This window comes from Blastococcus sp. OS1-29, from assembly GCF_057628075.1.
Map to the genome: position 1 here is coordinate 71,964 of NZ_JBXXJK010000003.1, position 23,779 is coordinate 95,742.

Genomic DNA, 23,779 nt, shown 5'->3' on the forward strand with positions numbered 1-23,779 from the left:
ACTCTCGCCCCCTCCGGACCCGCTGTCAGGACGTGGCCCGCGGAGTGCGGTCGCGGCCGCCATGCCCGAGCGGCGTCTCCTGCCTGCTGGGGTGACCGCTTCCTCGCGGTGACCGAGGCGTCGTGACGCAGTCGCCCGCCAGACGGGCGGCCAGGGCGGCGGCGTCCGCGCCGACGAAGCCCAGCAGCGCCGAGCCCCGGGTGGTCTGCCACGGCAGCCCGAGGAAGCGCAGCCCGGGCACGTCGGTTTCTCCGGCGGTGTGCCGGACCGTGCCGGTCTCATCGATCACCCCGGGCACGTGTAGCCAGGAGTAGTCGGGGCGGTAGCCGGTGGCCCAGACGACCGCGTCGACCTCGAGCGTGCTGCCGTCGGCGAAGGTCGCGGTGCGGCCGGCGAAACCGGTCAGCCGCGGACGGAAGGCGACCCCGCGACGGCGGAGCGTGCTGCTGCGCGTCCCGATCACCAGGTCGCCTCGGGCGCGCAGTCGGCGGGCGATGCGGCTGTCGGCGGGCACGCTGAGGAAGCCTGACCTGGTGAGCCAGAAGAAGAGGTCCCGGCCGGCGATCCGCTGCGGCAGCTGTGTGGGTCGGGACCCCACGGCGACGGTCACCGACTGCGTGTCGGAGAGCTCGGCGGCGATCTGGAGGCCGGAGTTCGACGCGCCCACGACCAGCACGCGGCCGGCCCCGGGAATCTGGGTGGGATTGCGGTACTGGGCGCTGTGCAGCTGCCGCACCGACGGGTCCAGCTGCCGGGCGAGCGCGGGCACGAGAGGCGTCTGGAACGGGCCGGTGGCGACGACGACCTGCCTGGCGAGGAGCACGCCCGTCGGCGTGGTCAGGGCGAAGAGGCCGTCGTCCCCGCGGTGCAGCCGCAGGACCGGACAGTTCAGGCGCACCGGCAGATCGAAGTGCCGGGCATAGGCGGCGAGGTAATCGGCGACGTCGTCCTTGCTCGGGTGCGTGTCGGCCGGCGCCGGGAACGGCAGCCCCGGCAGCGAGTCGTACTGCGCGGGGCTGAACAGGCGCAGCGAGTCCCAGCGGGACCGCCAGGCGTGGCCCACCTCCGGTCCCGCGTCGATCAGGAGGAAGTCGACGTCGCGGGCGGCGAGGTGGTGGCCGACGGCCAGGCCGGCCTGACCGGCGCCGATCACGATCACCTCGAGGGGCCGGCTGGTCGCGGGCATGGTCATGGCTGTTCTCCGATCGTCTTCAGCGGGCCTGGACGGTGAACGGGACGGTGATCAGGTCGCCGTCGGCGAGCCGGAACTGCGCCCACAGCCGGTAGATGCCGGCGGTCGGGAAGTCCGCGTGCACCTCGAGCTCCGGGCCGAACGTCTGGCCCGGCAGAGCGAAGACCGGTCGGCCGGCCGCATCGGTCACCTCGGCGTGCTCGTGCGCGAAGGTCCGGCCGTCGGACCGCATGACCACGACGTGCCCGGCGGCGGCGAGGTACGGCTGCAGGTCGTCGACCGGACGCCCGGTAGCGGCGTCGGTGAGCGCGTAGTGCAGGTCGCTGCGACGGCCCGCGTCGGCGTCGCCCAGGAGTTGCACCCGGACGCCGTCGACGACCGTGCTGCGCGGGCTCTCGACGAGCACGGTCGGCCGAGGGGCGGTGCCGGCGACCGTGAGGACCTGCCGGACGTGCACGTCACCCATCTGTCCCTGCCGGCGGAACTCGGCGTTGACGATGAACCGGCCCGGCGTCGGGAAGGTGAGGTCGACCGCGAGCTGGCCGGGCCGGCCGGTCGGCTGGGGGTGGACGTGGGCGAAGGTGCCCAGGTCGTCCCGGGTGGCGATCAGGTGCATCCAGGCCTCGTGGCTGCGGGTGAGGTCGCCGATCGGCTTCCCGGTGCGCTCGTCCACGAGGTTCACCACGAGCCGGGTGGGCTGCCCGGGACGGACGTCGGCCGGCAGCGTGAGCCGGACGTCGACACCGGCGTCGGCGGCGTCGGTCGGCGGGACCTCTGCGGTCATCATCACGCTCATCGCCGGGCGCATCGGCATGCCGGTGGTCTGCGCCCAGGCCAGCTGGCCGTTCATGCCGTGCGCCGCGAAGTCCATCCGGGAGACGGCGGTCAGCCCGGCGCCGAGCGCGAGGGCGACGACGGCGACACCGGCCAGGTAGGCGTACTGGCCGATCCGGGCGCGCAGCGGCGGGTGCAGGATCTCGGCGGCCGTCGCCGGGCGGCGGAAGCGGCGCAGCCGCAGCGCGTTGGTGACCACGCTGACCGAGCTCATCGCCATGGCGGCGGAGGCCAGCACCGGGTCCAGCAGCAGACCGTTCCACCAGAACAGCGCGCCGGCCGCGACCGGGACGAGCAGCAGGTTGTAGCCGAAGGCCCAGCCCAGCCCCTGCTTCATGGTGGTCACGCTGCGCCGGGAGAGCGCGATCGCGGAGACGATGCTGCGCAGGTCGCCACCGACCAGGGTGATGTCGGAGGCGGCGATCGCGACGTCGGCACCCGTGCCGATCGCGATGCCGAGGTCGGCGGCACTCAACGCGGCGGCGTCGTTGATGCCGTCGCCGGCCATCGCGACCACGTGCCCCTGCGCCTGCAGGTCGCGGACCTTCGCCGCCTTGTCGGCGGGCAGTACCTCGGCCAGCACGTCCTCGATGCCGACCTGTCGGGCGATCGCGGCGGCGGTGGCGGCGTTGTCCCCGGTGAGCATCCAGACCTGGACGCCGAGCGCGCGCAGCTGGGCGACCGCGTCCGCGGACTCCGGCTTGACGGTGTCGGCGACGCTGACCACGGCGGCGGCGACGCCGTCGACGGCGACGAACATCGGCGTCTCGCCGCGCGCTGCGGCACGGGCAGCGGGCCCGGTGAGCGAGTCGACGTCCACCCCGCGGGCGGCCATCAGCGCGGCGTTGCCGACCGAGACCACCCGTTCGCCCACCGCGGCGTCGATACCGTGGCCGGGGATGGCGTCGAAGGACCGCAGCGCCGGCAGGCCGAGGAAACGCTCGGTGGCTGCGGCGACGATCGCTTCCCCGACCGGGTGCTCGCTCCCGGTCTCGGCGGCGGCGACCAGCGCGAGGACGTCGTCCTCGGCCCAGTCGCCCGTCGTGGTGATGCCGGTGAGGGCCGGCTTCCCGCGGGTGATGGTGCCGGTCTTGTCCAGGACGACGGCGGTGACCCGGCGGGCCGTCTCCAGCGCGTCGCCGTTGCCGATCAGGATGCCGAGTTCCGCGGCACGGCCGGTGCCGACCATGACCGCGGTCGGGGTGGCCAGTCCGAGCGCGCACGGGCAGGCGATGATCAGGACGGCGATGGTGGTGGTGATCGCCATGGTCATCGAGCCGGTGTCGGGCCCGAACAGCGCCCAGGCGGCGAAGGTGGCCGCGGCCAGGCCGAGCACGATCGGCACGAACCAGGCCGAGACCCGGTCGGCGAGCCGCTGCAGCGGCACCTTCGCGCCCTGCGCGTCCTCGACCAGGCGGACGATCTGCGCCAGGGCGGTGTCGGCGCCGACGGCGGTCGCCCGCAGCACGATCGTGCCGGTGCGGTTGAGGGTGGCGCCGATGACCGTGTCGCCGGCGGCCTTGTCCACCGGCAGGCTCTCACCGGTCAGCATGCTCTCGTCGACTGCGGACGCTCCGTCGGTGACGACGCCGTCGACCGGCAGCTTCTCGCCGGGCCGGACCCGCACCAGGTCGCCGACGACAACCTGCTCGACCGGCACGTCGATCTCGGCGCCGTCGCGCAGCACGCGGGCGGTCTTGGGCGCCAGGCCCACGAGGGCGGTGATCGCGGCGGCGGTCTGCTTCTTGGCCTTCGCCTCCATCCACCGGCCGGCCAGGACCAGGGCGAGGATGACCAGCGAGGTCTCGAAGTACACGTGCAGCGGCAGGCCCCAGCGCTCGGCGGTCGCCGGCCACAGGGTCACGAACGCGCTGTAGGCATAGGCGACGCCGGTGCCGAGCGCGACCAGTGTGTTCATGTTGGTGGAGCCGTGCCGGGCGGCAGCCCAGGCGGCGCGGTAGACGTCGCGACCGGCCCAGAACTGCACCACCGTGGCGACCACGAGGATGGCCGGCATCAGCCAGTCCATCGTGTCGAGGTAGAGCGGCACGTACATCAGGGCCATCAGGCCGAGGCCGGTCGCGAGCGTGAGCTGCCAGCGGCGCTTCAGCGAGTCCAGGTGTGCCGTGTCGTCCCGCTCTCCGGCGGGGACGTCCGGAGCGGTCGGTACCGCCTCCGCCTCGCGGCGGGGGGTGGCGGTGTACCCGGCCCTCGTCACGGCGGCGGTCAGCTCGGCGAGGCCGACCCGGCCCGGGTCGAACCGGACGGTCGCGACCTCGGTGGCGAGGTTGACCTGGGCGTCGGCGACCCCGTCCATCCGGTTGAGGGCCTTCTCCACCCGGCCGACGCAGGAGGCGCAGGTCATGCCGCCGATCTCGAGGGTGCAAGCGGCGGCGGCGGCGGTCGGCTCGGTGAGGGTGGTGGTCATCGGAACTCCTGGGGACGTGGGTTGCTGGGGCTGATCGTTCGGGGCGGTGGGCCGGGTCGGACCGGTGGAATCGCCGGGTTCAGGAGGCGAGGCCGCCCACGAGCGCCAGTGCGACGAGGGCAGCGGCGACGAAGTCGACGGCGGCGCAGAACGGCGGCCACCACCGGGTGCCGGTGACGAAGCCGGTGCGGTGCTGCCACAGGTCCTTGAGCCCGTGACCGACGAGTCCGGCGACGACGAGCCACAGCGACACGGGGAGAGCGGCCGCGGCGACGACCACGAAGAGGACCGCCACCGCCACCTCGACGGCGAGCACGTGCCGCCGTCCGTCGGCGACGGCGAAGCCGACGTAGACGGCGGCGATCGCCGTGAGCTCGAGCGCGTAGACCGTCGTGGCGGACACCCACGGGAAAGCGAGCGGCGAGGCGGCCTGGAGGACGCCGAACGCGACACCCCACGCCACCGGTGTGCGCAGCTCGCGTGCAGCCGTCTCCGGGTGGGTGGTCACGGAATCCTGCTCTCGGGGCGGGTGGTCAGGCGGCCCTGGACCGGTCTCGTGGACGGCGCCGGGTGGAAGCCGGCCCGCACCAGGCGACGGTGGAGCGCGGCGGTGAGCAGGTGCTGCTGGTGGTGAAGGACAACGGGGGTGTCGAGGTGGGTCATGGTGGTGCTGCCTTCCCGGGTGTCGGGCTGGATCAGGGGACGAGGACGTAGCCGGCCTCGTCGACGGCCGCGGCGATGTCCGCCCGGTCGACCGGTTGAGCGGCGGTGACGGTGACCGTGCCGCCGGCCAGGTCGACGGCGACGGACTCGACGCCCTCGACGGCGGAGATCTCCTCGGTGACGGCGCGCTCGCAGTGCGAGCAGGTCATGCCGCTGACCGCGAAGGTGGTCGGGCCGACGAAGGTGCGGGAGGTGTCGGACAGCATCGGGGTGCTCCTCTGGGATGAGTGGTGTGGTGTCGTGCTCGAGGCTGGCTGCGCAGCGGTGGGGCTCACACCGGGGAAACCGCCGGTGTGCTCGTCGGTGGGCGTGCGGCCGACGGCGTAGCCGGTGGCGGTGACGGCCGCGGTCACCACGGCGGGATCGGCCGGACCGGTCACGTGCACCGTGCGGGTGGCCAGGTCGACCCGGAGGGTCCGTACACCGGGGACGTCGCTGATCGCGGCGCTGACGACACGGGCGTCGGCCCGCTCGGTCATCTCCGGCACGTGGACGGTGATCATGGCGCCTCTCTCAGCTTGGTGGGGTGCGCTCACCGTGGCGGCGTACGCTGTCGCGGCGCTGTCGGTCCGCTGACCGCAGTGCGCCCGGCCGACCGGCAACTCGTTGTCCCCACGGCGGACGGAGGCCAGAATCGGCGGCTTGTCAGGAACGCTGTTCCGGGAGGCGCCGCATGGAGGTCCGCGTCCTCGGCCCGGTCGACCTGGTGATCGACGGTCAGACCCGCTCCCTGCCCGGGAACGGAGAGCGAGAGCTGCTGGCCCTGCTGGCGCTGTCCGCCGGCCGGGTGGTCGCCGTCCCGGCGCTGATCGATGCCCTCTGGGGGGAGGCGCTGCCCGCGAATCCGGGCAACGCCCTGCAGGTGCGGGTGTCGAAGCTGCGCCGCGCCCTGGCCACGGCCGACGCGCCCGGTGAGCTCGTGGTCACCCGGCCACCGGGCTATCGGCTCGACCTCGACCGCGGCCGCGTCGACGCGCTGCGGTTCGCCGATCAGGTGGCGGCGGCCCGCGCCGCCGATCCGGTGACAGCCGGGCAGCTCTACCGGCAGGCACTCGCGGCATGGCGCGGGCCGGCGCTGGCCGAGTTCGCCGACGCCTCGTGGGCCGCAGGCGAGGCAGCCCGGCTCGCGGAGCTGCACCTCGCGGCCCGCGAAGAGTTGATCGACCTGGAGCTGGCCGCAGGCCGGCACACGGACGTGCTCGGCGAGCTGGAGCAGCTCACGAGCGCCCATCCGTTGCGGGAACGCCTGCACGGCCGGCTGATGCTCGCGCTCTACCGGGCCGGTCGGCAGGCCGACGCCCTCACCGCGTACGAGCGCGCTCGCACCCTCCTCGACGCCGAGCTGGGCCTGGAACCCGGTGCAGAACTGCGCGGCCTCCAGGAGGCGATCCTGCAGCAGCGGCCGGACCTCACGGCGCCGCCGCGAGCCGTGCCGACGGCGGCCCCGGTCGGGAGCACCGCGTCCTCCGGGCCTCCCCTCCCTCCGCGGCTGACCTCGTTCCTCGGCCGCACGGCCGACCTGCAGCGACTGGACGAGCTGCTGCGCACCGCCCGGCTGGTCACGGTGACCGGTCCCGGTGGCGTGGGCAAGACCAGCCTCGCGCTGGAGGCCGCCCGTGCGGCGGCCGAACGCTTCGGGGACGGTGCGGCCTTCGTCCGGCTGGCCGGCGTCACCGACCCGTCTCAGCTGTCCTCGGCCGTGCTGGCCACGCTGGAGATCCGGGACGTGGCCACGGCGACCGCCGAGGACCAGCTGGTCGGCAGCCTGCGGGCCAGGAGCGTGCTGCTGGTTCTGGACAACTGCGAGCACCTCGCCGACGGCTGCGCGCTGCTCGCCGAGCGTCTGCTCGAGTCCTGTCCCGACGTCCGGCTGCTCGCCACCAGCCGTGAGCCGCTGGCTGCCCGTGGCGAGGTCCAGTACGCCGTCGACCCGCTGCCCGTGCCGCCACGCGCGGCCGAGGCGGCGGCGCTGACCCTCAGTTCCGCCGCTGAGCTCTTCCTCGACCGAGCCCGTGCTGCCCGGTCCGACTTCGCCCTGCGTGACGAGGCGGACGCCGCGGCGGTGGCCGACATCTGCCGGCACCTCGACGGGATGCCCCTTGCCCTCGAGCTGGCTGCCGCCCGGGTGGCGGCGCTCCCCGTGGGCGAACTCGCCGCCCGGATGGGTGACCGTTTCACGCTGCTGACCACCGGCCCCCGCACCGCGGAGACGCGGCAGCGCACCCTGCGGGCCACGGTCGACTGGAGCTACCAGCTGCTCACCGAACCGGAACGGGTGCTGCTGCGGCGGCTGTCGGTCTTCCGGGGCAGCTGGACCCTGGACGCGATGCAGGCCGTCGCGGCGGGAGAGCCTCTGGATCGGCCGGGCACCGTGGACCTGCTCGGCCGGCTGGTCGACCGGTCGCTGGTCGTCCCCGATCGCGCCCGGGACGACCGGCACGGCGGGCAGCGCTACCACCTGCTGGAGACCATCCGGCAGTACGCCGCCGAGCGGCTGGCCGAGGGCGGTGAGGGCGACGCGGTCGCCCGCGCGCACGTGGGGTACCTGACCGCCCTGGCCGAGTTGGCCGAGACGGAGCTGCGCGGCGACGGGCAGGCCCGCTGGCTGCCGCGGCTGGCCGCCGAGCGCGACGACGTCGACGCCGCCCTCGCCTGGTGCATGGCGCACGCGGCCGAGGAGCCGGATGCGGGACTGCGGCTGGTCGCCTCCCTGGGCTGGTACTGGTACTTCGCGACGCATCCCGACGGCGGACGGCGGGTCGCCGCCATGCTCGCCGCCGCCTCGGGTGGCTCACACGAGGCCCGGGCACGGGCGCTGCAGGCGCTGGCCGTCGCCGCCCGCCCGGGCGCGTGCATCGTGCACCCCCACGCCGGATGTGCCGCGGCCGCCGAGCAGAGCCGGGCACTGTTCACGGACCTCGGCGACGCGTTCCGCGCCGCGCTGTCGGACACCCTGCTCGCCGTCGAGGCCATCGGCACCGACGATCCCGCCGCGGCGTTCGCGCTCCTGGCCGGGGCCGAGCGGGAGTTCACCCGGGACGGCGATGCCTGGTGCGCGGCGCTCGCCGACTTCGTCCGCTTGGAGCTGCACGCCGGCACCGGCGATCTGGATGCCGCCACCGCCATCGGTCGTCGGGCACTGCTGGCCTTCCGGGCGCTGGGCGACCAGTGGGGGGAGTCCGCCATCCAGTTCCACCTCGGCATGGCCCTGCACCGCGCCGGCCGCCTCGGACAGTCTCTCGAGATGTACGAGGGTGCGCTCGCCAGCGTCCGCGACGTCGGCCCGGCGAACACCGTCCAGTACGCCCTCGCCGGGGCTGGGCTCGTCAGGCTGCTGCTGGGGGACCTCGACCGTGCCGCGCAGCTGTTCGCCGACTCCCACGCGGTGGCCCACCAGCTCGGCGGCGTCGGCAACCCGCGGGCCGCGATCGGTGAGGGGCTGCTGGCCCGTGCGCGCGGCGACCTCGACGCAGCGCGGGAGCGCCTCACCGTCGCCGAGCACCTGCTCGCGGGGCTGACCGAGAAGCCGGAATGGACCGCGGCCGCACTGGTGGGCCTGGGTCACGTCGCACAGGGCGACGGCGACCTCGACCGCGCTGAGTCCTTCCACCGCCGGGCGTGGCAGTCCGCGCCCGGACACGCGGCTGCCCTGGAGGGTCTTGCCTGCGTGGCCGCAGCGCGGGGCGACGCCGGGGCCGCGGCCCGGTTGCTCGGTGCGGCTGCGGCCTGGCGCCGGCGTCGGCATCGGCCCGCCGACCGGCTCGAGCGGGCCGATGCCGAGCGGGCGCAGCAGTGCGCTCGGGCGGTCCTGGGCCGGACGGAGTTCGATGCGGCGTTCCAGGCCGGACACGACGCGCCCGACGCCGTCCTCGACGACGCCGGGCGCGTGCTCGTCCCGCGCTGACCCGTCGTGGGCTATGTCAGAGTCGTGCCGGTGCGCACGGCCCGGACGACGTCGTCGATGGCGGACGTCGACTGCTGCGCTCCCGATGCCTCGTCGAGGAGACCGCCGTGGCCCGCGCCGGCGGCGCGGTGACTGCTGTTCGTCGACAGCCCGGCCATCCGGTCCTGGGCGGCGTTCCAGACCGTGTCCGACTCGTGCCCGGTCGCCGTCAGGACCACCAGAGGTGTGCTGCCGAGGCCGGACAGCCGCCGGGCCTGGTCGAGCAGCGCAGGCATCGTGGCGGCCTCGTCGACCGTGTTCTGCCAGCGCCGGGGACTGGTGGCGAAGGCTCCGTACCGGCTGGCCGCCGGCTCGGGGAGCGCGGACCACGTGGACGTCGGGAACAGGCGTCCGACGCCGAGGCGGGCGAGGCTCGGCAGGACGGCGATCGCCCCGGGTGGACCGGCATGGGTCGTGCCGGCGGCGGTCCGGTAGGGGCTGGTGGTGTCGAGGAGGACCATCCCGGCGACCTGATCCGGGTAGCGGGCGGCGTACGTCATCGCGTAGTCGCCGCCGATGGAGTGCCCCACCAGCACGTACGGGCCTTCCTCGCCCGCCCGGCCCAGCAGGGTGTTCAGATCGGCGGCGGCGGCCAGCCCGTCCTGGAGTTCGGAGGCGTCCTCGCTCCATCCTTGGCCGGCGCGGTCATAGGCGCAGACCCTGGTGGTGCTCGCGACGGCCGGTGCGATCCTTGCCCAGCCGGCCGAGAGCCCACCCAATCCGCTCATCAGCACCACGGTCGGGCCACCGGAGCCGGTGCAGTCCAGGTGCAGTCGATGGCCGCCGACGTCGTAGAGCCGTCCGGGCATCGCGTAGGCGTGCTGGTCGGAGGTCAGGCCGATGCTCTCGATCCCGCCGCCCACGGCGGCGAGCGCCATGACGGCCACCACCGGGTACAGGAGCCGACGACCGCTGCGGGGCGGCAGCGCGCGGCGCACCCGCACTCCCGTCCACACCGCCAGCGCGAGGAGCAGCGGGGGCCACACCCAGCCTGCGGCGGTCAACAGCCGGTCGCCCGGAGCGGTGAGCACGAGCCCGAGCCCGGCGGCGCCGAGAGCGCCGGCCGGAACCCAGGCCCACCGCTGGGGAGAGGCCGTCATCCGGGTGGACAGCAGGGCGAGCACGGCCCACCCGGCCGCGAAGCCGAGCAGCGCCGAGCCGGTGAGGACGGCCTCGCTCGTCGCGGCGAACACGACCAGGGGGAGCAGGGCGGCGAGGATCGCTCCGGTGAGCAGCGATCCGGCGATGATCCGCCGGATGGGCCCGCGACGGGTGCCGCGGCCGGCGGTGCGCGCGGCCGCGGCGGCGGTCGGTGTCGTGGCGGTGGACATGACGGCTCCTTGCGACGAGGGACCCGGCTGCCGGCGTCGTCCGGCGCCGGTCGGGGTGTCGGCAACACTGCGGGAGCCCGCTGTCGCGGCGCTGTCGACGTGCTGATCACGGCAGTCAGCTCGCGGATGGGGCAAGGCGCCGGTGCCGGCCTGCGGTGCGGGCCGGCACCGGCACGAATCACTGGCTGGCGATGGCGGCGAGCACGTCCAGGCGGGCGGCCCGGCGGGCCGGGAGCAGGCCGGCGAGCAGCCCCGCGAGCACGGCGGCGCCGACCACCGCCAGCAGCTGGACGACCGGGATCCGGATGACCAGCGGGGCGTCGGACGCCAGGCCGGCCAGGGTGGCCGCGCCCAGCCCGAGACCGAGGGCGACTCCGGCGACGACCGCGACGGCGGCGATGAGCACCGCCTCGGCGCGGACCATGGACCGCAGCTGCGCGCGCGTCATGCCGACCGCCCGCAGCAGACCGATCTCCCGGGTGCGCTCCACGATGGACAGCGCCAGGGTGTTGGTGATGCCGAGCAGCGCGATCAGCACCGCGAAGCCGAGCAGCACGGTGATCAGCCCGAGCACCTGGCCGATCGCGGCGGCACGGAGGTCGGCCGCTTCGGCCTGGTCCAGGATCTCCGCGTTGGGGAAGTCGGCGACCGCGGCCTTCAGTTCGGTGCGGGCCTTCGCCTGGTCGACCCCGTCGGCAAGTGCCACGTAGACGGTGGCGTCGACGTTCTCGCTGTAGTGCCGCGGATAGCCGGCCAGGGAGATGACGTAGCTGGTGGACAGCGCTCGGGCCGAGTCGTCGGCCATCAGCCCGACCACTCGCAGCTGCTGTTCGCCGTCCCGCGGGAAGGTCATCGTGAGGGTGTCGCCGACCGACACGTGCCGGTCGGCGGCGACCTTGTCGGCGAGCACGATGCCGTCCTCGTCGAGTGCGGCGAGGCTGCCGGCGGTCATCCGCACGTCGGCGACCTTCGGCAGGGTGGCCGGGTCGACCGCGGTCAGCGCGCTGGTCATGCCGCGGTCCAGCCAGTGCCCGAACCGGGTCGCCGACGCCGCGGCGACTCCCGGGACTGCGGTCACGCGGCTGGTCACTTCCGGGGACAGCCCGCCGAGCATCTCCTCCCGGGAGCTCTGCACCAGCAGGTCGGCGGTGATCGCCTCGCCGGAGCCGGCGGTGATCGCCTTGACCGAGGCGCCGAGCACCGAGACGAAGGAGATCAGCGCCAGCCCGAGCGCCAGGGCCGTCGCGGTCGCCGCGGTGCGCCGTGGGTTGCGCACGGTGGACTCCCGGGCCAGCTGCCCGGGCACGCCGAGGCCGTTCAGCGGGCCGCCGACCGCCTGCGCCAGCCGCGGCGCCAGCACCGGGCCGAGGACGACCAGGCCGGCCAGCAGCAGCACCGCGCCGATCGCGATGCCGGCGATGTCCCGCAGCACCGCCGCGGCGGCCAGTTGCGCGAGGCCGAGCCCGGTCAGCACCCAGCCGGTGATCCGCCGGCGCCGGCGGGGGCGGGGCGGCGCCGGATCAGAGGCGCGCATCGCTTCGACCGGGGCGACCCGGGCGGCGCGGCGGGCCGGGCCGAGCGCGGCGAGCAGGGTGACCAGCACGCCGGCGGCCAGCGCGATGGCCACCGTGCTGCCGGTGACGGTCAGCGGGCCGTCGGGCAGTGCCAGACCGGCGCTCTGCGCGAGGCCGCGCAGGCCGTAGGCGGCCGCGAGGCCCGCTACGGTGCCGCCGACGGCGCCGGTGAGCCCGACGAGCAGCGCCTCGCCGAGCACCGAGGCGAGCACCTGCCGGCCGGTGGCGCCGGCGGCGCGCAGCAGCGCGAGCTCCCGGGAGCGCTGGGTGAGCACGATGCCGAAGGTGTTGGCGATGAGGAACGCGCCGACCACCAGCCCGGCCGCGGCCAGGGCGAGCAGCACGATGCGCAGGTAGCTGATGCTCTCCTTCGCCGCGTCGGCGCTGGCCGCGGCCGCATCCTGGCTGTTGGCCACGGCGAACTTCGTGCCGAGCGCGTCGGCCAGGTCGCCGCGCAGGTCCGCCACGGCGACGCCGTCGCCGGCGATCACGTCGACCGAGGTGGCCCCGGTCCCGAGGTTCAGCAGCGCCTGCGCGGTGGGCAGGTCGACCAGTACCACGGTGCTGTTGGCCAGGCCGTCGCTGTCGCCGATGCCGGTCAGCCCGACGACGCGCAGCTGCCTGCTGGCGGTGGCGGACACGGTGACGGTGTCGCCCAGGGCCACCTGGTGCGCGCGGGCGGTGGCGGCGTCCAGGACGACCTCGCCGGGACCGTCCGGGGCGTGCCCGGCGCGCAGCGCGTAGGCGGTGAACGGGGCTTCGGCCCAGGTGCTCAGCAGGGTGGGCCCATTGGGCTCGATGGCGGTGCCGCGGGCCTGCAGCTGCGCGGGGCCGGAGGCGACGGCGCGGACCCGCTCGACGCCGGGGATGGCGGCGATCCGGTCGGCGAGGCCGGCCGGCAGCGGGTCGCGCTGTACCTCCACGCCCATCGCGGCGTCGAAGGCAGCCGCGCCGCGGACGGTGAGATCGACGCCGGCGGCGCTGGTGCGGAACTGGTCGTCGAGCAGCCGGGTGGAGGTGTCGGTGAGCACCAGGCTGCCGGCGACGAACGCGACGCCGAGCGCGACGGCCAGCCAGGTCAGCGCCAGCCGGGAGCGGTGCGCCAGGGCGGTGGACAGGGTGAGACGCCACATGGTCAGGTCACGCTCCGGTCGTCGGGGTCGGCTCGTCCAGCCGCGCCATGCGGGTCAGGACGGTCTCGGCGGTGGGGTTCGGCAGCTCGTCGACGACGCGGCCGTCGGCGAGGAAGACCACCCGGTCGGCGTACGCGGCCGCGACCGGGTCGTGGGTGACCATCACGATCGTCTGGCCCAGCCTGCGAGTGGCGTCGCGGAGGAAGGCGAGCAGCGCCGCACTCGCGCGGGAGTCGAGGTTGCCGGTCGGCTCGTCGGCGAAGACGAGTTCGGGGCGGGCGATGAGTGCCCGGCCGACGGCCACCCGCTGCTGCTGACCGCCGGAGAGCTGGGTGGGCCGATGGCCGAGCCGGTCGGTGAGGCCGAGCATCTGCACGAGCTCGCCGAACCAGCCCGGGTCGGGCTTCCTGCCGGCCAAGGTGAGTGGCAGGGCGATGTTCTCCGCGGCGGTCAGCGACGGCACCAGGTTGAAGGCCTGGAAGACGAACCCGAGCCGTTCGCGGCGCAGCAGGGTGCGGTCCCGCTCGGACAGGGTGCTCAGCTCGGTGTCACCGAGCAGGACGCGGCCGGAGTCGATCCGGTCCAGCCCGGCCAGAGCGTGCACCAGGGTGGACTTGCCCGACCCGGACGGCCCCATGACGGCGGTGAACTCACCGGCCGGGATGGCCACAGTGGCGCCGTCGAGGGCGCGGACGGCGGCCTCGCCGCGGCCGTAGGTCTTGGTCACGTCGACCGCGCGGGCCGCGATCGAGGGCGTGGCCCGCGCGGGCGGTGCCGGCTGGATGTCGGTGGTGTCGGTGGTGGTCGTCATGGGCTCTCCTGAAGAGGCGGGCCGCCGCGGCGGCGGCAGTCGAGGGGTGGGCGGTCAGGCGCAGGGGCGCCGGCTGCGGCGCCGACAGGGGCGGGAGGGCTGCAGGCAGCGGGCCAGGCGGGCGCGCTGCGCCTCGCGGATGAGCTCCTGCTCGCGGTAGCGGATGTAGTAGTCATGGGCGATGGTCACGGCGGGCTCCGGGGCGGGGTGGGGGCTGGTGGGGGGCGGGCCGCCGGCGGGCATCCGGGCGGATGCCTCGGCCGGCGGTGACGGGGCGGGTCAGGGGACGAGGGCGTAGCCGGCCTCATCGACCGCGGCGGCGATGTCGGCGCGGTCGACCGGCCGGTCGGCGGTGACGGTGACCGAGCCGGTGGCCAGGTCGACGGTGACCGACTCGACGCCGTCCACGGCCGAGATCTCCTCGGTGACCGCACGCCGGCAGTGCGCGCAGGTCATGCCCGTGACGGTGAAGGTGGTCGAGCCGATGAACGTGCGGGGCGTGCCGGACAGCATGGGGACTCCTCGTGCGGTGGGTGTGGCTTCGGTCAGTGATGAGAGTCGGCGCGACAGGGGGTGGCTCTCACCGGGGAAATCGCCGGGATCTCTGCCGTGCCGGCCGCCGGGCTCCGGGGCAGGCGCCGCGGTCAGGACGCGGCAGCGGGCGGTGCGACGGGAAGCCGCCGCACCGCCCGCTGATGGGGTCGGGAACCGCGTCAGTGACCGTGGCCCCCGTGGCCGTGCGCGCCGGCGCCGGCCGGGGGCTTGCCGGCGGGGACGGTCAGCACCGCCAGCAGGAACAGCGCCGCGAGGGCGACGGCGGTGGCGGTGAAGGCGCGGCCGTAGCCATCGACGAGCCCGGCGGAGGTGGCCAGGTCGCCGGCGATCGCGGTCAGCCCGGCGACGCCGAGCGCCGCGCCGATCTCGTGGCCGGTCATCATCAGCCCCGACGCCAGCCCGGACTGCTCGGCCGGCACATCGCTCATCGCGGCGACGGCGATCGCCACGAACATCGGCCCGACGCCCCCGCCGACCAGCAGGAAGCCGGGTAACACGTCGCCGGCGTAGGACGTGCCGCCGGCACGGGCAGCCAGCAGCAGCACCCCGGCGGTCATGGTGACCAGACCGCCCAGGATCAGCGTGCGGGCCCCGAGCCGGCCGATGACCTTCGACGCCACGGCTGCGGCCACGGTGATCGCAGCGGCCAGCGGCAGGAACTCCAGACCCGCCACCAGCGGGGACGCCCCGACGACGTGCTGCAGGTACAGGCTGGTCAGGAAGATCGCGCCCACCACGACCCCGGTGACACCGGCCATGACCGCCGAGGCGGAGATCAGCGAGCGGATCCGCCAGGTCGCCGGGGGCACCAGCGGGTCGGCGGCGCGCCGCTCCAGCCGGGAGAACGCGGACAGCAGGAGGGCCGCGGCGGCCAGGGCGATCCAGGTGCGCGGCGCGGCCCAGCCGGCCGACCGGGTCGCCTCGATGCCGAACACGAGCGCCAGCAGCCCGCCGACCAGGGTCAGGGCCCCGGGCACGTCCAGGCGACGCACCGCACCGCGCCGGGCAGGGGCGCGGCCGACGGTCCGGAGCGTGCCCGCGACGACTGCGATGCCGATCGGCACGTTGATGAAGAACACCGCTCGCCAGCCCAGTGCGGTGGTGAGGACGCCGCCGAACAGCACGCCGGCGGCGATGCCGAGGCTTCCGACGGTGCCCCAGACGGCCAGTGCGGTCTGCCGCTGCCGCCCTGCGTAGGCGGTCATGATGATCGACAGCGCCGCCGGGGTGAGCAGCGCGGCGCCGGCGCCCTGCGCGGCGCGCGACAGGATGAGCGTCAGCGGGCCCTGAGCCAGACCGCTGACCAGCGAGGCCGCGGTGAACAGACCGACACCGGCCAGGAACGCGCCGCGGCGGTCGAGCAGGTCGGCTATCCGCCCGCCGAGCAGCAGCAGACCACCGGACAGCAGCACGTAGGCGCTGATCGTCCACTGGTAGTCCGCCGCCGACAGCCGCAGCGAATCGCTGATCGACGGCAGTGCGACGTTCACCACCGACACGTCCAGGATGACCATGAACTGGGCGGCGATGGCCAGGGCGAAGATCGTCCACGGCCGGCGTGGTTCCTCCGCCGCGTGGGGCGGCGCCGGGTGGGTGGATGCCGCCGGGGCGGCGGCGGGGTGGGCCGACATGGCTCCTCCTCGAGAGTGGGTCGGTGGACGGGTCCCACGCTGCGCCGCGCAGGAGATCGCTCACGCCGGGAGAACCGCCGGGTTGCGACCGGGACCTGTCGATTCGGTCGGTACGGTCCTGGGCGTGCTGGCCGGGCGGAACTCCGAACGTGCGACCATCGCCGCCCTGCTCGCCGATGCCCGTGCCGGTCGGGGCGGCGCGCTGGTGGTGCGCGGCGTGGCCGGCTCCGGCAAGTCGACGCTGCTGGCCGAGGTCTCCGCGGACACCAGTGACATGCGCGTCCTGCGCACCTCCGGCGTGGAGTCCGAGTCGCCGCTCGCCTTCGCCGCACTGCAGCGGTTGCTGTGGCCGGTGCGCGGCCACCTCGACGCCCTCCCGGCGCCGCAGGCCGCGGCGCTCGGGGCGGCGCTGGGGGAGGCCGAGGGGGACGGCGACCGGTTCCTGGCCTTCCTCGGCACGCTGAGCCTCCTCGCCGAGGCCGCCGACCGGACGCCGGTGCTCGCGGTGGTCGACGACGCGCACTGGCTCGACGACGCCTCCGCCGCGGCGCTGCTGTTCGCCGCCCGCCGGCTCCAGGACGAACGAGTGGCGCTGCTGTTCGCCGCCCGCGACGGTGACGCCCGTCGTCTCGACGCCCCCGACGTGCCCTCCGTCGTCCTCGGGGGCGTGACCGGACACGATGCCGACGCGCTGCTGGCAGCGCGCGCCGGGATCACCGTGGACCCGGCGGTCCGCGACCAGCTGGTGGCCGGCACCGGAGGCAACCCGTTGGCGCTCGTGGAGCTGGCCGGCGTGCTCTCCGGCGAGCAGCTGGCCGGGCGGGCGCCGCTGCCGAGCACGCTGCCACTGACCGACGGCGTCGAGCGCGCCTTCGGTGACCGCTTCCGCCGCCTCGACGAGTCAGCGCGGCGGTTCCTCCTGGTCGCCGCCACCGACGACACCGCCCGGCTGACCGTCGTCCGTGCCGCCGCCGACCTGCTGGCCGCCGACGACGCGGCGCTGGACGCCGTCGAGCTGTCCGGGTTGCTCCGCATCGACGGCGACACCGTTGCCCTGTACCACCCGCTGGTGCGCTCGGCGGTCTACCGGGCGGCCACCAGCGCGCAGCGTCGCGCCGCCCACCAGGCACTCGCCGACGTGCTCGATGGCGACCCCGACCGCCGGGCGTGGCACCTGGCCGCCGCCGCCGACCGGCCCGACGAGACCGTCGTCGCTGCCCTCGACGGGGTCGCCGAGCGGGCCGCTGCCCGGGGCGGCCACGAGGCGGCGTCCGCCGCCTGGGCCCGCGCCGCCGAGCTGACCCCGGCCGGCGAGGACCGTGCCCGGCGGCTCTACCTGGCCGCCGCCTCGGCCTGGCTGGGCGCGCACCCGTCCCGAGCCGCCGCGCTGGCGCAGGCCGCCGCGGCCGACGTCGGCGATCCCGTGCTGCGCGCGCGGTTGCTCGTGCTGCAGGGCCAGATCGAGTGGAACACCCGCTCACTGCACGACGGCTACGACCTCGTCCTCCAGGCCGCCGAGGTCGCCGTGGGAGCCGACGACGCGCTGGCCCGGCAGCTGGCGATGCTCAGCGCGTCGCTGTCGGGGTTCGGTGCCCGCTCGCCACGAACCTTCGATCCGGTGGCGCTGGTGCCCGAGCCCGCACCGGGCGCCCCGCCCCCCGCGCACGTGGCGTTCGCCCTGATGCACGGGTTCCGCGCCCTCGCTCGCGGGGACGACGCCGGCGCCGCTGCGTCGTTCGGGCACGCGTTCGCGCTGACCGATGCGGAGCCGCTCGAGGACGACGACGTCCTGCAGCCCAATGTCGCGATCGCCGCGTGGCTGATCGACGACGATGAGCGCAGCCTGCGGCTCCACCTGAACCAGCTGACCGCGGCGCGCCGCGCCGGCGCGCTGAGCATGGTCGAGCACGCCCTGACCCGAGGCTTCTACGCGCAACTCGCGACAGGCGAGTGGAGCAGGGCGGGTGCCGCCGCGGACGAGGCCCTGCTCCTGACGGCCGGCACCGGCCACCCCGGCCTGACGGTGCTGCCGATGGTCCAGCAGGCCCTCATCGCCGCGCTGCGCGGGGACGACTCCGCCGACGACCGTCTGGACGAAGCCGCCGCGATCCGCGACCAGCATCCGGTCGGGATCACCGACAGCCTCGTCGTCGACATGATGCACTGGACCAGGGGTCTGCGGGCCGCCGCTCGACCGGCCACTGCCGTGCATCACCTGGAGCAGGTGTCCGGGGCCGCCCTGCGCCGCCTGGCCGCTCTGGACCTGTTCGAATCCGCCGTCCGGGCCGGGCGGCTCGACGTCCTGCGTGCTCGACTCGACGACGTGTCGGCCTTCGCCGAGAGCACGGGGCGGGCCAGCGCACGCGCGGTCGCCGAGCACGGCCGCGCGCTGCTGGCCGATGGGCCCGAAGCCGTGGCGCACTTCGAGGCGGCGCTGACGGCACACGCGTCGTCGCCGCGGTCACCCGACCGCGCCCGCACCGAGCTGGCCTACGGCGAGTACCTGCGGCGGGCGCGACGGAGGGTGGACGCCCGGGAGCACCTGCGCACCGCTCTGGCGCTGGCCGAGGAACTCGGCGCGACCCCGTGGGCCGAGCGCGCTGCACAGGAGCTGCGGGCCTCGGGCGAGACCGCCCGGCGCCGTGACGTCTCCACGGCCACCGACCTCACCGCCCAGGAGCGTCAGGTGGCTGCCCTCGTCCGGCAGGGCCTGTCGAACCGCGACGTGGCCGCGCAGTTGTTCGTCAGCCCGCGCACGGTCGACTTCCACCTGCGCAACGTGTTCAGCAAGCTCGCGGTGACCTCGCGCGCCGAGCTCACCGCGCTCCCGCTCGAGCTCTGACGGCTGCGGCTGCGGGGTCTCCGGCCGCGGCGGTGGACCTGGCGATTTCCCCGGCGTGAGCCCGCTGACCGGCTCCTAGCGTCCCGGTGGAGACCCCACCCACCGGAGGAGACCCGATGAGCACCGCCACGCTCCCGCCGGACAGCGCCGCACCGTCGTCGACGGCCCCACGACCGGATCGACGCCTGGCCGCCGGGGGGTCCGCGACGCGACGCGTGTTCCTCCTCCGCTACACGGGCACGCTGCTGCCACCGGTCGCGCTCCTGGTCGCTCTCCTGGTGGCGGTGCAACTCGTCGGACGACCGCTGGACGAAGGCCCCGGCTGGCCGGTGGCCGTCGCTGCGATGGCCGGTTGGGCGCCGGCCGTCGCGGGCTGGCTGCGACGGCGCGGCTGGGGAACTGCCACCGTGGCCACGATCGTCGCCGGCCCGGTCGCGCTGCTGGCCGGGTCGGCCGCGGCGGGCTGGCTCTCCCCGGCCGGCCTGCTGCTGTGGGGACCCGTGAGCACGCTCCTCGCCGTGGCGCTCGCGCTGACCGCACAGCCGCTGCCCCTGGGTCCGCACGGCCGGGAGTCGGGTGCCGGAAAGGACGAAGGCCCTGGTCAGTCGCCTGACCAGGGCCTCCACCGCTGGGGTGAGTGACGGGGCTCGAACCCGCGACACCCAGGATCACAACCTGGTGCTCTACCAACTGAGCTACACCCACCATGCCCCGGCCGGACGCGAGCGCCGGTGGGAACGGCGTAACGATACCGGAGGTGGCTGGGCGTCCGGCGACGGCCGGGCGAGCGCCGCGCAGGAGCGTTGACCCTCATCCGGCCGCAACGGCCGCGGGAGTGGCCGTCAGAGGGGCATCGCTGCGGCCGTCAGGCCGTGCCGGCGGCGTCCTCGGGGGGGTTCGCGTCGCCGGCTGCCAGCAGGGCCGCGAACGATTCGACGACCTCGTCGGCCGCGCCCTTCGCCGCGTCGCTGTTGGGCCCCGGGGCGGGCACGAACAGCGTGCGGCGGTAGTAGGCGAGCTCGCGCACGCTCTCGATGATGTCGGCCAGCGCCCGGTGGGCCAGACCCTTCGCCGGCTGGGCGAAGTACACCCGCGGGAACCAGCGGCGGGCCAGCTCCTTCACCGACGAGACGTCGACCATCCGGTAGTGCAGGTGGTCGTCGAGCTCGGGCATGTCCCGGGTGATGAACCCGCGGTCGGTCCCGATCGAGTTGCCGCACAGCGGCGCCGTCCGGCGGTCGGGCACCCAGCGCTTGATGTAGGCGAGCAGCTGTTGCTCGGCCTCGGCAACGGTCAGGGTCGACGCCCGCACCTGGTCGGTGAGCCCGGACTTGGCGTGCATCTCGCGCACGACGTCGTTCATGTCGTCGAGGTCGGCGTCGTCGGCACCGATGATCAGGTCGAGCCCCGGGTCCAGGACGTTCAGCTCCGAGTCGGTGACGAGCACCGCCACCTCGATCAGCTTGTCCTTGACGAGGTCCAGACCCGTCATCTCGCAGTCGATCCAGACCAGGTGCCCTGCGCTCTCTGCCACGTCGCCCGACAGTACGCACCGTCCGCGGGCGCTGCCCCGCCCGGCCGTCACTGGCGCATCCCCTGTCACACGGCCCTGTAGGAGGGCGGAAACGCGGCCCTCCGCGGCTAGGGTCGCGGCAGATCACCGAGCCGAGGAAGTTCCCGTGCCCTCTCCTGCAGCACCCGTCCGCCCCCGGACGGCGGTCCCGCCGGCGCCGGGTTCCCTGGGCCGCGCGATCGCCCACCCCGTCGCCACGGTGCGCTGGCTGTGGCCGGCGTACATGACGCCGGGACGGCCGGGGCGCCCCACGAGCCAGCTCGAGCTGCGCTGGATCTACACGGCCTGGCTGGGCGCCTTCCTGCTCAAGATGCTCGGCTCGTCCTGGGACGTCTCCTGGCACTTCCGCTGGCTGCGCGACGACCTCGCCCCGCCGCACCTGCTGAACTCGGCCGGCACCGCGGTGGTCATCGGCCTCGTCGTGTTCCACAGCTACAGCGGGTACGGCGTCGACCAGCGGGCGCTGCGGCTCATGCAGTGGGGCATCGGGATGTTCCTGGTCGCCATCCCGATCGACATCCTCAACCACCGGATCAACGGCCTGGACATCACGAGCTGGAGCCCCAGCCACGGGCTGCTCTACCTGGGGACGGCGATCATGCTGGCCGGCGCGATCCGCGCCTGGTGGCTCTACGCGGCGCCCGGCCGGGTGCGGAACCTGGTCTCACTGGGGCTCTGGCTCTTCTTCGTCGAGAACGTGCTCTTCCCCAACCAGCACCAGGAGTACGGCGTCCTGTCGCTGCGGGACTACCGCGGCGGTCACACGACGGCCGAGCCGCAGCTGCTCGACTTCGCGGCCTCCCAGGGGCAGACGCCGACGCAGTTCATGCTGCCGGTGCCCTCCTGGGTGCACCCCGCCTGGCTGATCTGCGCCGGCCTGCTCGCGCTGGTCGTCGCCCGCAAGGTCGTCGGCTTGCGGTGGACGGCCACCACCATCGCCGGCGCCTACCTGGCGTACCGCGCGGTCATGTGGCTGGTCCTCGTCGGGCTCGGCTTCCCGCCGTCGGTCCTGCCGTTCGTCCTGCTCGTGGGCGCGGTCCTGGTCGACCTGGCGGTGACCCGCCGGGTGCCCGGGTGGATCGGCGGCCCCGTCGTGACCGGTGTCGTCTACGGCGTCGCCGCCGGCCAGGAGTCGCTGGGGCTGCTGCCCCCGTGGAACTGGTGGTCGGCGCTGCCGGTGGCCGTCGTCCTCGCCCTGCTCTGGACCGGTGTGGACCGGCTCGAGCGGAGCGGGTGGCTGCAGCGTTGGCGGCAATCCGCCGCCGGCTGATCGGCACGGCACCGGCGCGGACGGCCCGGCCCGCGGCTCCGATGACGTAGCGTCGAGGCAGGTGTCGGCGCGGGGAGCCCGCCCCGGGGGGCGCGCGTCCCGCGGCGCCAGGCGGCCTGACGCCCACAGAACCCGACCATCGCGAACTGCCGGAGGACACACGACGTGCTGGCCCTGACCCCGGTGCCGTTGCAGACGGCGGGGGAGCGTGCGCTCTTTCACGAGCTCACCCGCTGGGACACCGGTGCCTCCGTGCGGGCTGCCGTGGTCGCGTCCATCCCGCTCGTCGACGGGCCGATGGAGCGCCGGCTCTCGGACGCCGTCCTGTTCGTGCCCGAGGGCGTCGCCGTCGTCCGCGTCGTCGACGTCGTCCGGCAGTCCGGTGTCGTGACCGCGAAGCCCGAGGGGCCGTGGACCATCGGGCCCGAGGGCGAGCCCGGCGCCGTCCTGCAGCTCTCCGGCGGGGGCTCCAGCCCGCTCGACGGCCTGATGCGGGCCGGCATGGACACCGCGCAGAAGCTGCGCCGGGCCGGCCTGGAACCCGGGCGGATCGCACGGCTCACGGTGCTGTCCGGTGACGTGAGCGGTCTGGTCCCCGCCGACGGCGATCTCGGCGAGGGCGACCAGGTGGCGCTGCTGGAGCCGCGGTCGCTGCTCCTCGGGATCGCCCGCTCGAGCCGGTACACCGCCGTCGACAACCCCCGGCTGTGGACGACGGCCGACGTGCGGGCCGCGCTGGAGGCGCTCGGGCTGCAGGGGCGGGGACCGTCGGTGGAGGAGCTCAACGGCGAGGGCTTCCCGTACTCCCCGTACGTGCTGCGCCGTCCGGAGCTGCTGACCCCTGCGGCGATGGCGGCCAACCCGCCGGCGGCCGGACCGGCCGCGCCCACACCACCTGCTCCCACACCGCCCGCCCCGACACCGCCTGCTGCGGCGCCTGCGGGACCACCGTCGCCCGCCCCGCCGGTCCGCGAGCAGCCCAGCCCGGCCGCGATCGCCCAGGCCGTGGCGGCATCCGCGGCCGCCGCGCACGCCGCGGCGCCCGCGTCCTGGGCGCCGGGCGCCCCGGCCCAGCCGCAGCGGGACACGGTGGCGGTCGACGGCCCCGCCGCGCCGCCGGACGACAACGGCATCGGGGGCCTGTTCGCGCGCGCGGAGCCGGAGGCGGCGCCGGCCGGTCCGCCGCGGACGGCCGTCTTCCCGGTGGGCCAGCCGCCGAGCGCTGCGCCCGCGCCGGCCCAGCCGTTCTCGTACTGGACCGAGCAGTCGCTGGCCGGCGCTGCCGGCGACGAGGAATCCAGCCCGGGGTCGGGGCGTCGCGCGCTGCTGATGGTGCTCGCGGGGATGCTCGCCGTGGTGATCCTGGTCGTCGGCGGGTGGTGGCTCCTGCGCGACCGGCCGGACGACAGCAGCACCGGGACGGCTGCCGGCACGACGTCCGCCGGAGCCATCGTCGGCGGACCGGCCGTCGGGACGGCGCAGACGGTGGACGGCGTGGACTTCACCGTCCAGGCGGTCGACTACCAGGACACCTGCGTCGGCCACGCGTACGGCGACACCGCCGGCTTCTTTGCCGACAACGACTGCACGGGGTTGTCCCGGGCGCTCTACTCGACCGAGTCCGGCGGGCAGGCGGTCGTGGTCGCCGTGTCCCGCGTCCGGATGGGTGACGCCGCGTCGGCGCGTGACCTGCAGGCGCTCACCCGCGCCGACGGCACCGGGAACGTGAGCGACCTGCTCCGGGAGGGCGTGCGCTACACCGGCAGCCCCGCCGAGCTGCACGGTGCGAGGGAATTCGCCAGCGCGCTGTCCGGAACCACGGTGACCATCGTCGAGACCGCCTGGGTCGACGAGAACGCCGACGGCAGTTCGACCGACCTCGACCACCTGGCCGATCAGGCCGTCGCGCTGAAGACCCCGCCGTTCCCCGCCAAGTAGG

17 protein-coding genes and 1 tRNA gene are annotated in these 23,779 nt (G+C 75.0%); 5 read left to right on the plus strand and 13 right to left on the minus strand.

Annotated elements, in window-relative coordinates; all coding sequences use genetic code 11:
• Positions 1-25: 25 nt before the first annotated feature.
• From AC2H4J_RS08530 to AC2H4J_RS08550, 5 genes are all read right to left on the minus strand, one after another.
• The gene (locus tag AC2H4J_RS08530; RefSeq protein WP_487464437.1) at positions 26-1,192 is read right to left on the minus strand and encodes a flavin-containing monooxygenase; all 1,167 of its coding nucleotides are present in this window, start codon (positions 1,190-1,192) and stop codon (positions 26-28) included.
• Positions 1,193-1,211: 19 nt separating this feature from the next.
• Positions 1,212-4,454, minus strand: coding sequence for a heavy metal translocating P-type ATPase (locus tag AC2H4J_RS08535; RefSeq protein ID WP_487464438.1), 3,243 nt, complete (start codon positions 4,452-4,454; stop codon positions 1,212-1,214).
• A 79-nt stretch (positions 4,455-4,533) separates the two neighbouring features.
• On the minus strand, positions 4,534-4,962 hold the full coding sequence (locus AC2H4J_RS08540) for a hypothetical protein (RefSeq protein WP_487464439.1): 429 nt from the start codon (positions 4,960-4,962) through the stop codon (positions 4,534-4,536).
• Entirely contained in the window at positions 4,959-5,117 is a 159-nt protein-coding gene (locus AC2H4J_RS08545) for a hypothetical protein (protein ID WP_487464440.1), read from the minus strand. The genes AC2H4J_RS08540 and AC2H4J_RS08545 overlap by 4 nt, the downstream gene beginning before the upstream one ends.
• Before the next feature lie 32 nt (positions 5,118-5,149).
• Entirely contained in the window at positions 5,150-5,680 is a 531-nt protein-coding gene (locus AC2H4J_RS08550; protein WP_487464441.1) for a heavy-metal-associated domain-containing protein, read from the minus strand.
• 170 nt (positions 5,681-5,850) lie between these two features.
• Here AC2H4J_RS08550 and AC2H4J_RS08555 point away from each other — a divergent pair, with 170 nt between their 5' ends.
• Positions 5,851-9,081, plus strand: coding sequence for an AfsR/SARP family transcriptional regulator (locus AC2H4J_RS08555; protein ID WP_487464442.1), 3,231 nt, complete (start codon positions 5,851-5,853; stop codon positions 9,079-9,081).
• An 11-nt stretch (positions 9,082-9,092) separates the two neighbouring features.
• Here the strand turns inward: AC2H4J_RS08555 and AC2H4J_RS08560 are convergent, their stop codons facing one another.
• The 6 genes from AC2H4J_RS08560 to AC2H4J_RS08585 all read right to left on the minus strand — a co-directional run bounded on the left by AC2H4J_RS08560 (position 9,093) and on the right by AC2H4J_RS08585 (position 16,155).
• Positions 9,093-10,451, minus strand: coding sequence for an alpha/beta fold hydrolase (locus AC2H4J_RS08560; RefSeq protein WP_487464443.1), 1,359 nt, complete (start codon positions 10,449-10,451; stop codon positions 9,093-9,095).
• A 178-nt stretch (positions 10,452-10,629) separates the two neighbouring features.
• Positions 10,630-13,158, minus strand: a complete 2,529-nt coding sequence (locus tag AC2H4J_RS08565; RefSeq protein ID WP_487464444.1) for an FtsX-like permease family protein — start codon at positions 13,156-13,158, stop codon at positions 10,630-10,632.
• 7 nt (positions 13,159-13,165) lie between these two features.
• Positions 13,166-13,969 (minus strand): ABC transporter ATP-binding protein, encoded by an 804-nt coding sequence (locus AC2H4J_RS08570; protein WP_487464445.1) that lies wholly within the window; start codon positions 13,967-13,969, stop codon positions 13,166-13,168.
• A 54-nt stretch (positions 13,970-14,023) separates the two neighbouring features.
• On the minus strand, positions 14,024-14,158 hold the full coding sequence (locus AC2H4J_RS08575; RefSeq protein ID WP_487464446.1) for a hypothetical protein: 135 nt from the start codon (positions 14,156-14,158) through the stop codon (positions 14,024-14,026).
• Positions 14,159-14,248: 90 nt separating this feature from the next.
• Positions 14,249-14,482: a heavy-metal-associated domain-containing protein gene (locus AC2H4J_RS08580; RefSeq protein WP_487464447.1), complete on the minus strand. Its 234-nt coding sequence runs from the start codon at positions 14,480-14,482 to the stop codon at positions 14,249-14,251.
• 200 nt (positions 14,483-14,682) lie between these two features.
• Positions 14,683-16,155 carry an MFS transporter gene (locus AC2H4J_RS08585; protein ID WP_487464448.1) on the minus strand — a complete coding sequence of 491 codons (1,473 nt, stop codon included), beginning with the start codon at positions 16,153-16,155 and terminating at the stop codon, positions 14,683-14,685.
• A gap of 124 nt (positions 16,156-16,279) precedes the next feature.
• Between AC2H4J_RS08585 and AC2H4J_RS08590 the strand changes: the two genes are divergently transcribed.
• Positions 16,280-18,997, plus strand: coding sequence for an AAA family ATPase (locus AC2H4J_RS08590; protein ID WP_487464449.1), 2,718 nt, complete (start codon positions 16,280-16,282; stop codon positions 18,995-18,997).
• A 116-nt stretch (positions 18,998-19,113) separates the two neighbouring features.
• The gene (locus AC2H4J_RS08595; RefSeq protein ID WP_487464450.1) at positions 19,114-19,638 is read left to right on the plus strand and encodes a hypothetical protein; all 525 of its coding nucleotides are present in this window, start codon (positions 19,114-19,116) and stop codon (positions 19,636-19,638) included.
• Here AC2H4J_RS08595 and AC2H4J_RS08600 read toward each other — a convergent pair.
• A tRNA-His gene (locus AC2H4J_RS08600) sits at positions 19,627-19,702 on the minus strand. The genes AC2H4J_RS08595 and AC2H4J_RS08600 overlap by 12 nt on opposite strands.
• Before the next feature lie 160 nt (positions 19,703-19,862).
• Entirely contained in the window at positions 19,863-20,531 is a 669-nt protein-coding gene (orn, locus tag AC2H4J_RS08605; RefSeq protein WP_487464451.1) for an oligoribonuclease, read from the minus strand.
• A 145-nt stretch (positions 20,532-20,676) separates the two neighbouring features.
• Here orn and AC2H4J_RS08610 point away from each other — a divergent pair, with 145 nt between their 5' ends.
• Positions 20,677-21,840: a hypothetical protein gene (locus AC2H4J_RS08610; protein WP_487464452.1), complete on the plus strand. Its 1,164-nt coding sequence runs from the start codon at positions 20,677-20,679 to the stop codon at positions 21,838-21,840.
• A 165-nt stretch (positions 21,841-22,005) separates the two neighbouring features.
• Entirely contained in the window at positions 22,006-23,778 is a 1,773-nt protein-coding gene (locus AC2H4J_RS08615; protein WP_487464453.1) for a hypothetical protein, read from the plus strand.
• The last annotated feature ends 1 nt before the right edge of the window (position 23,779 follow it).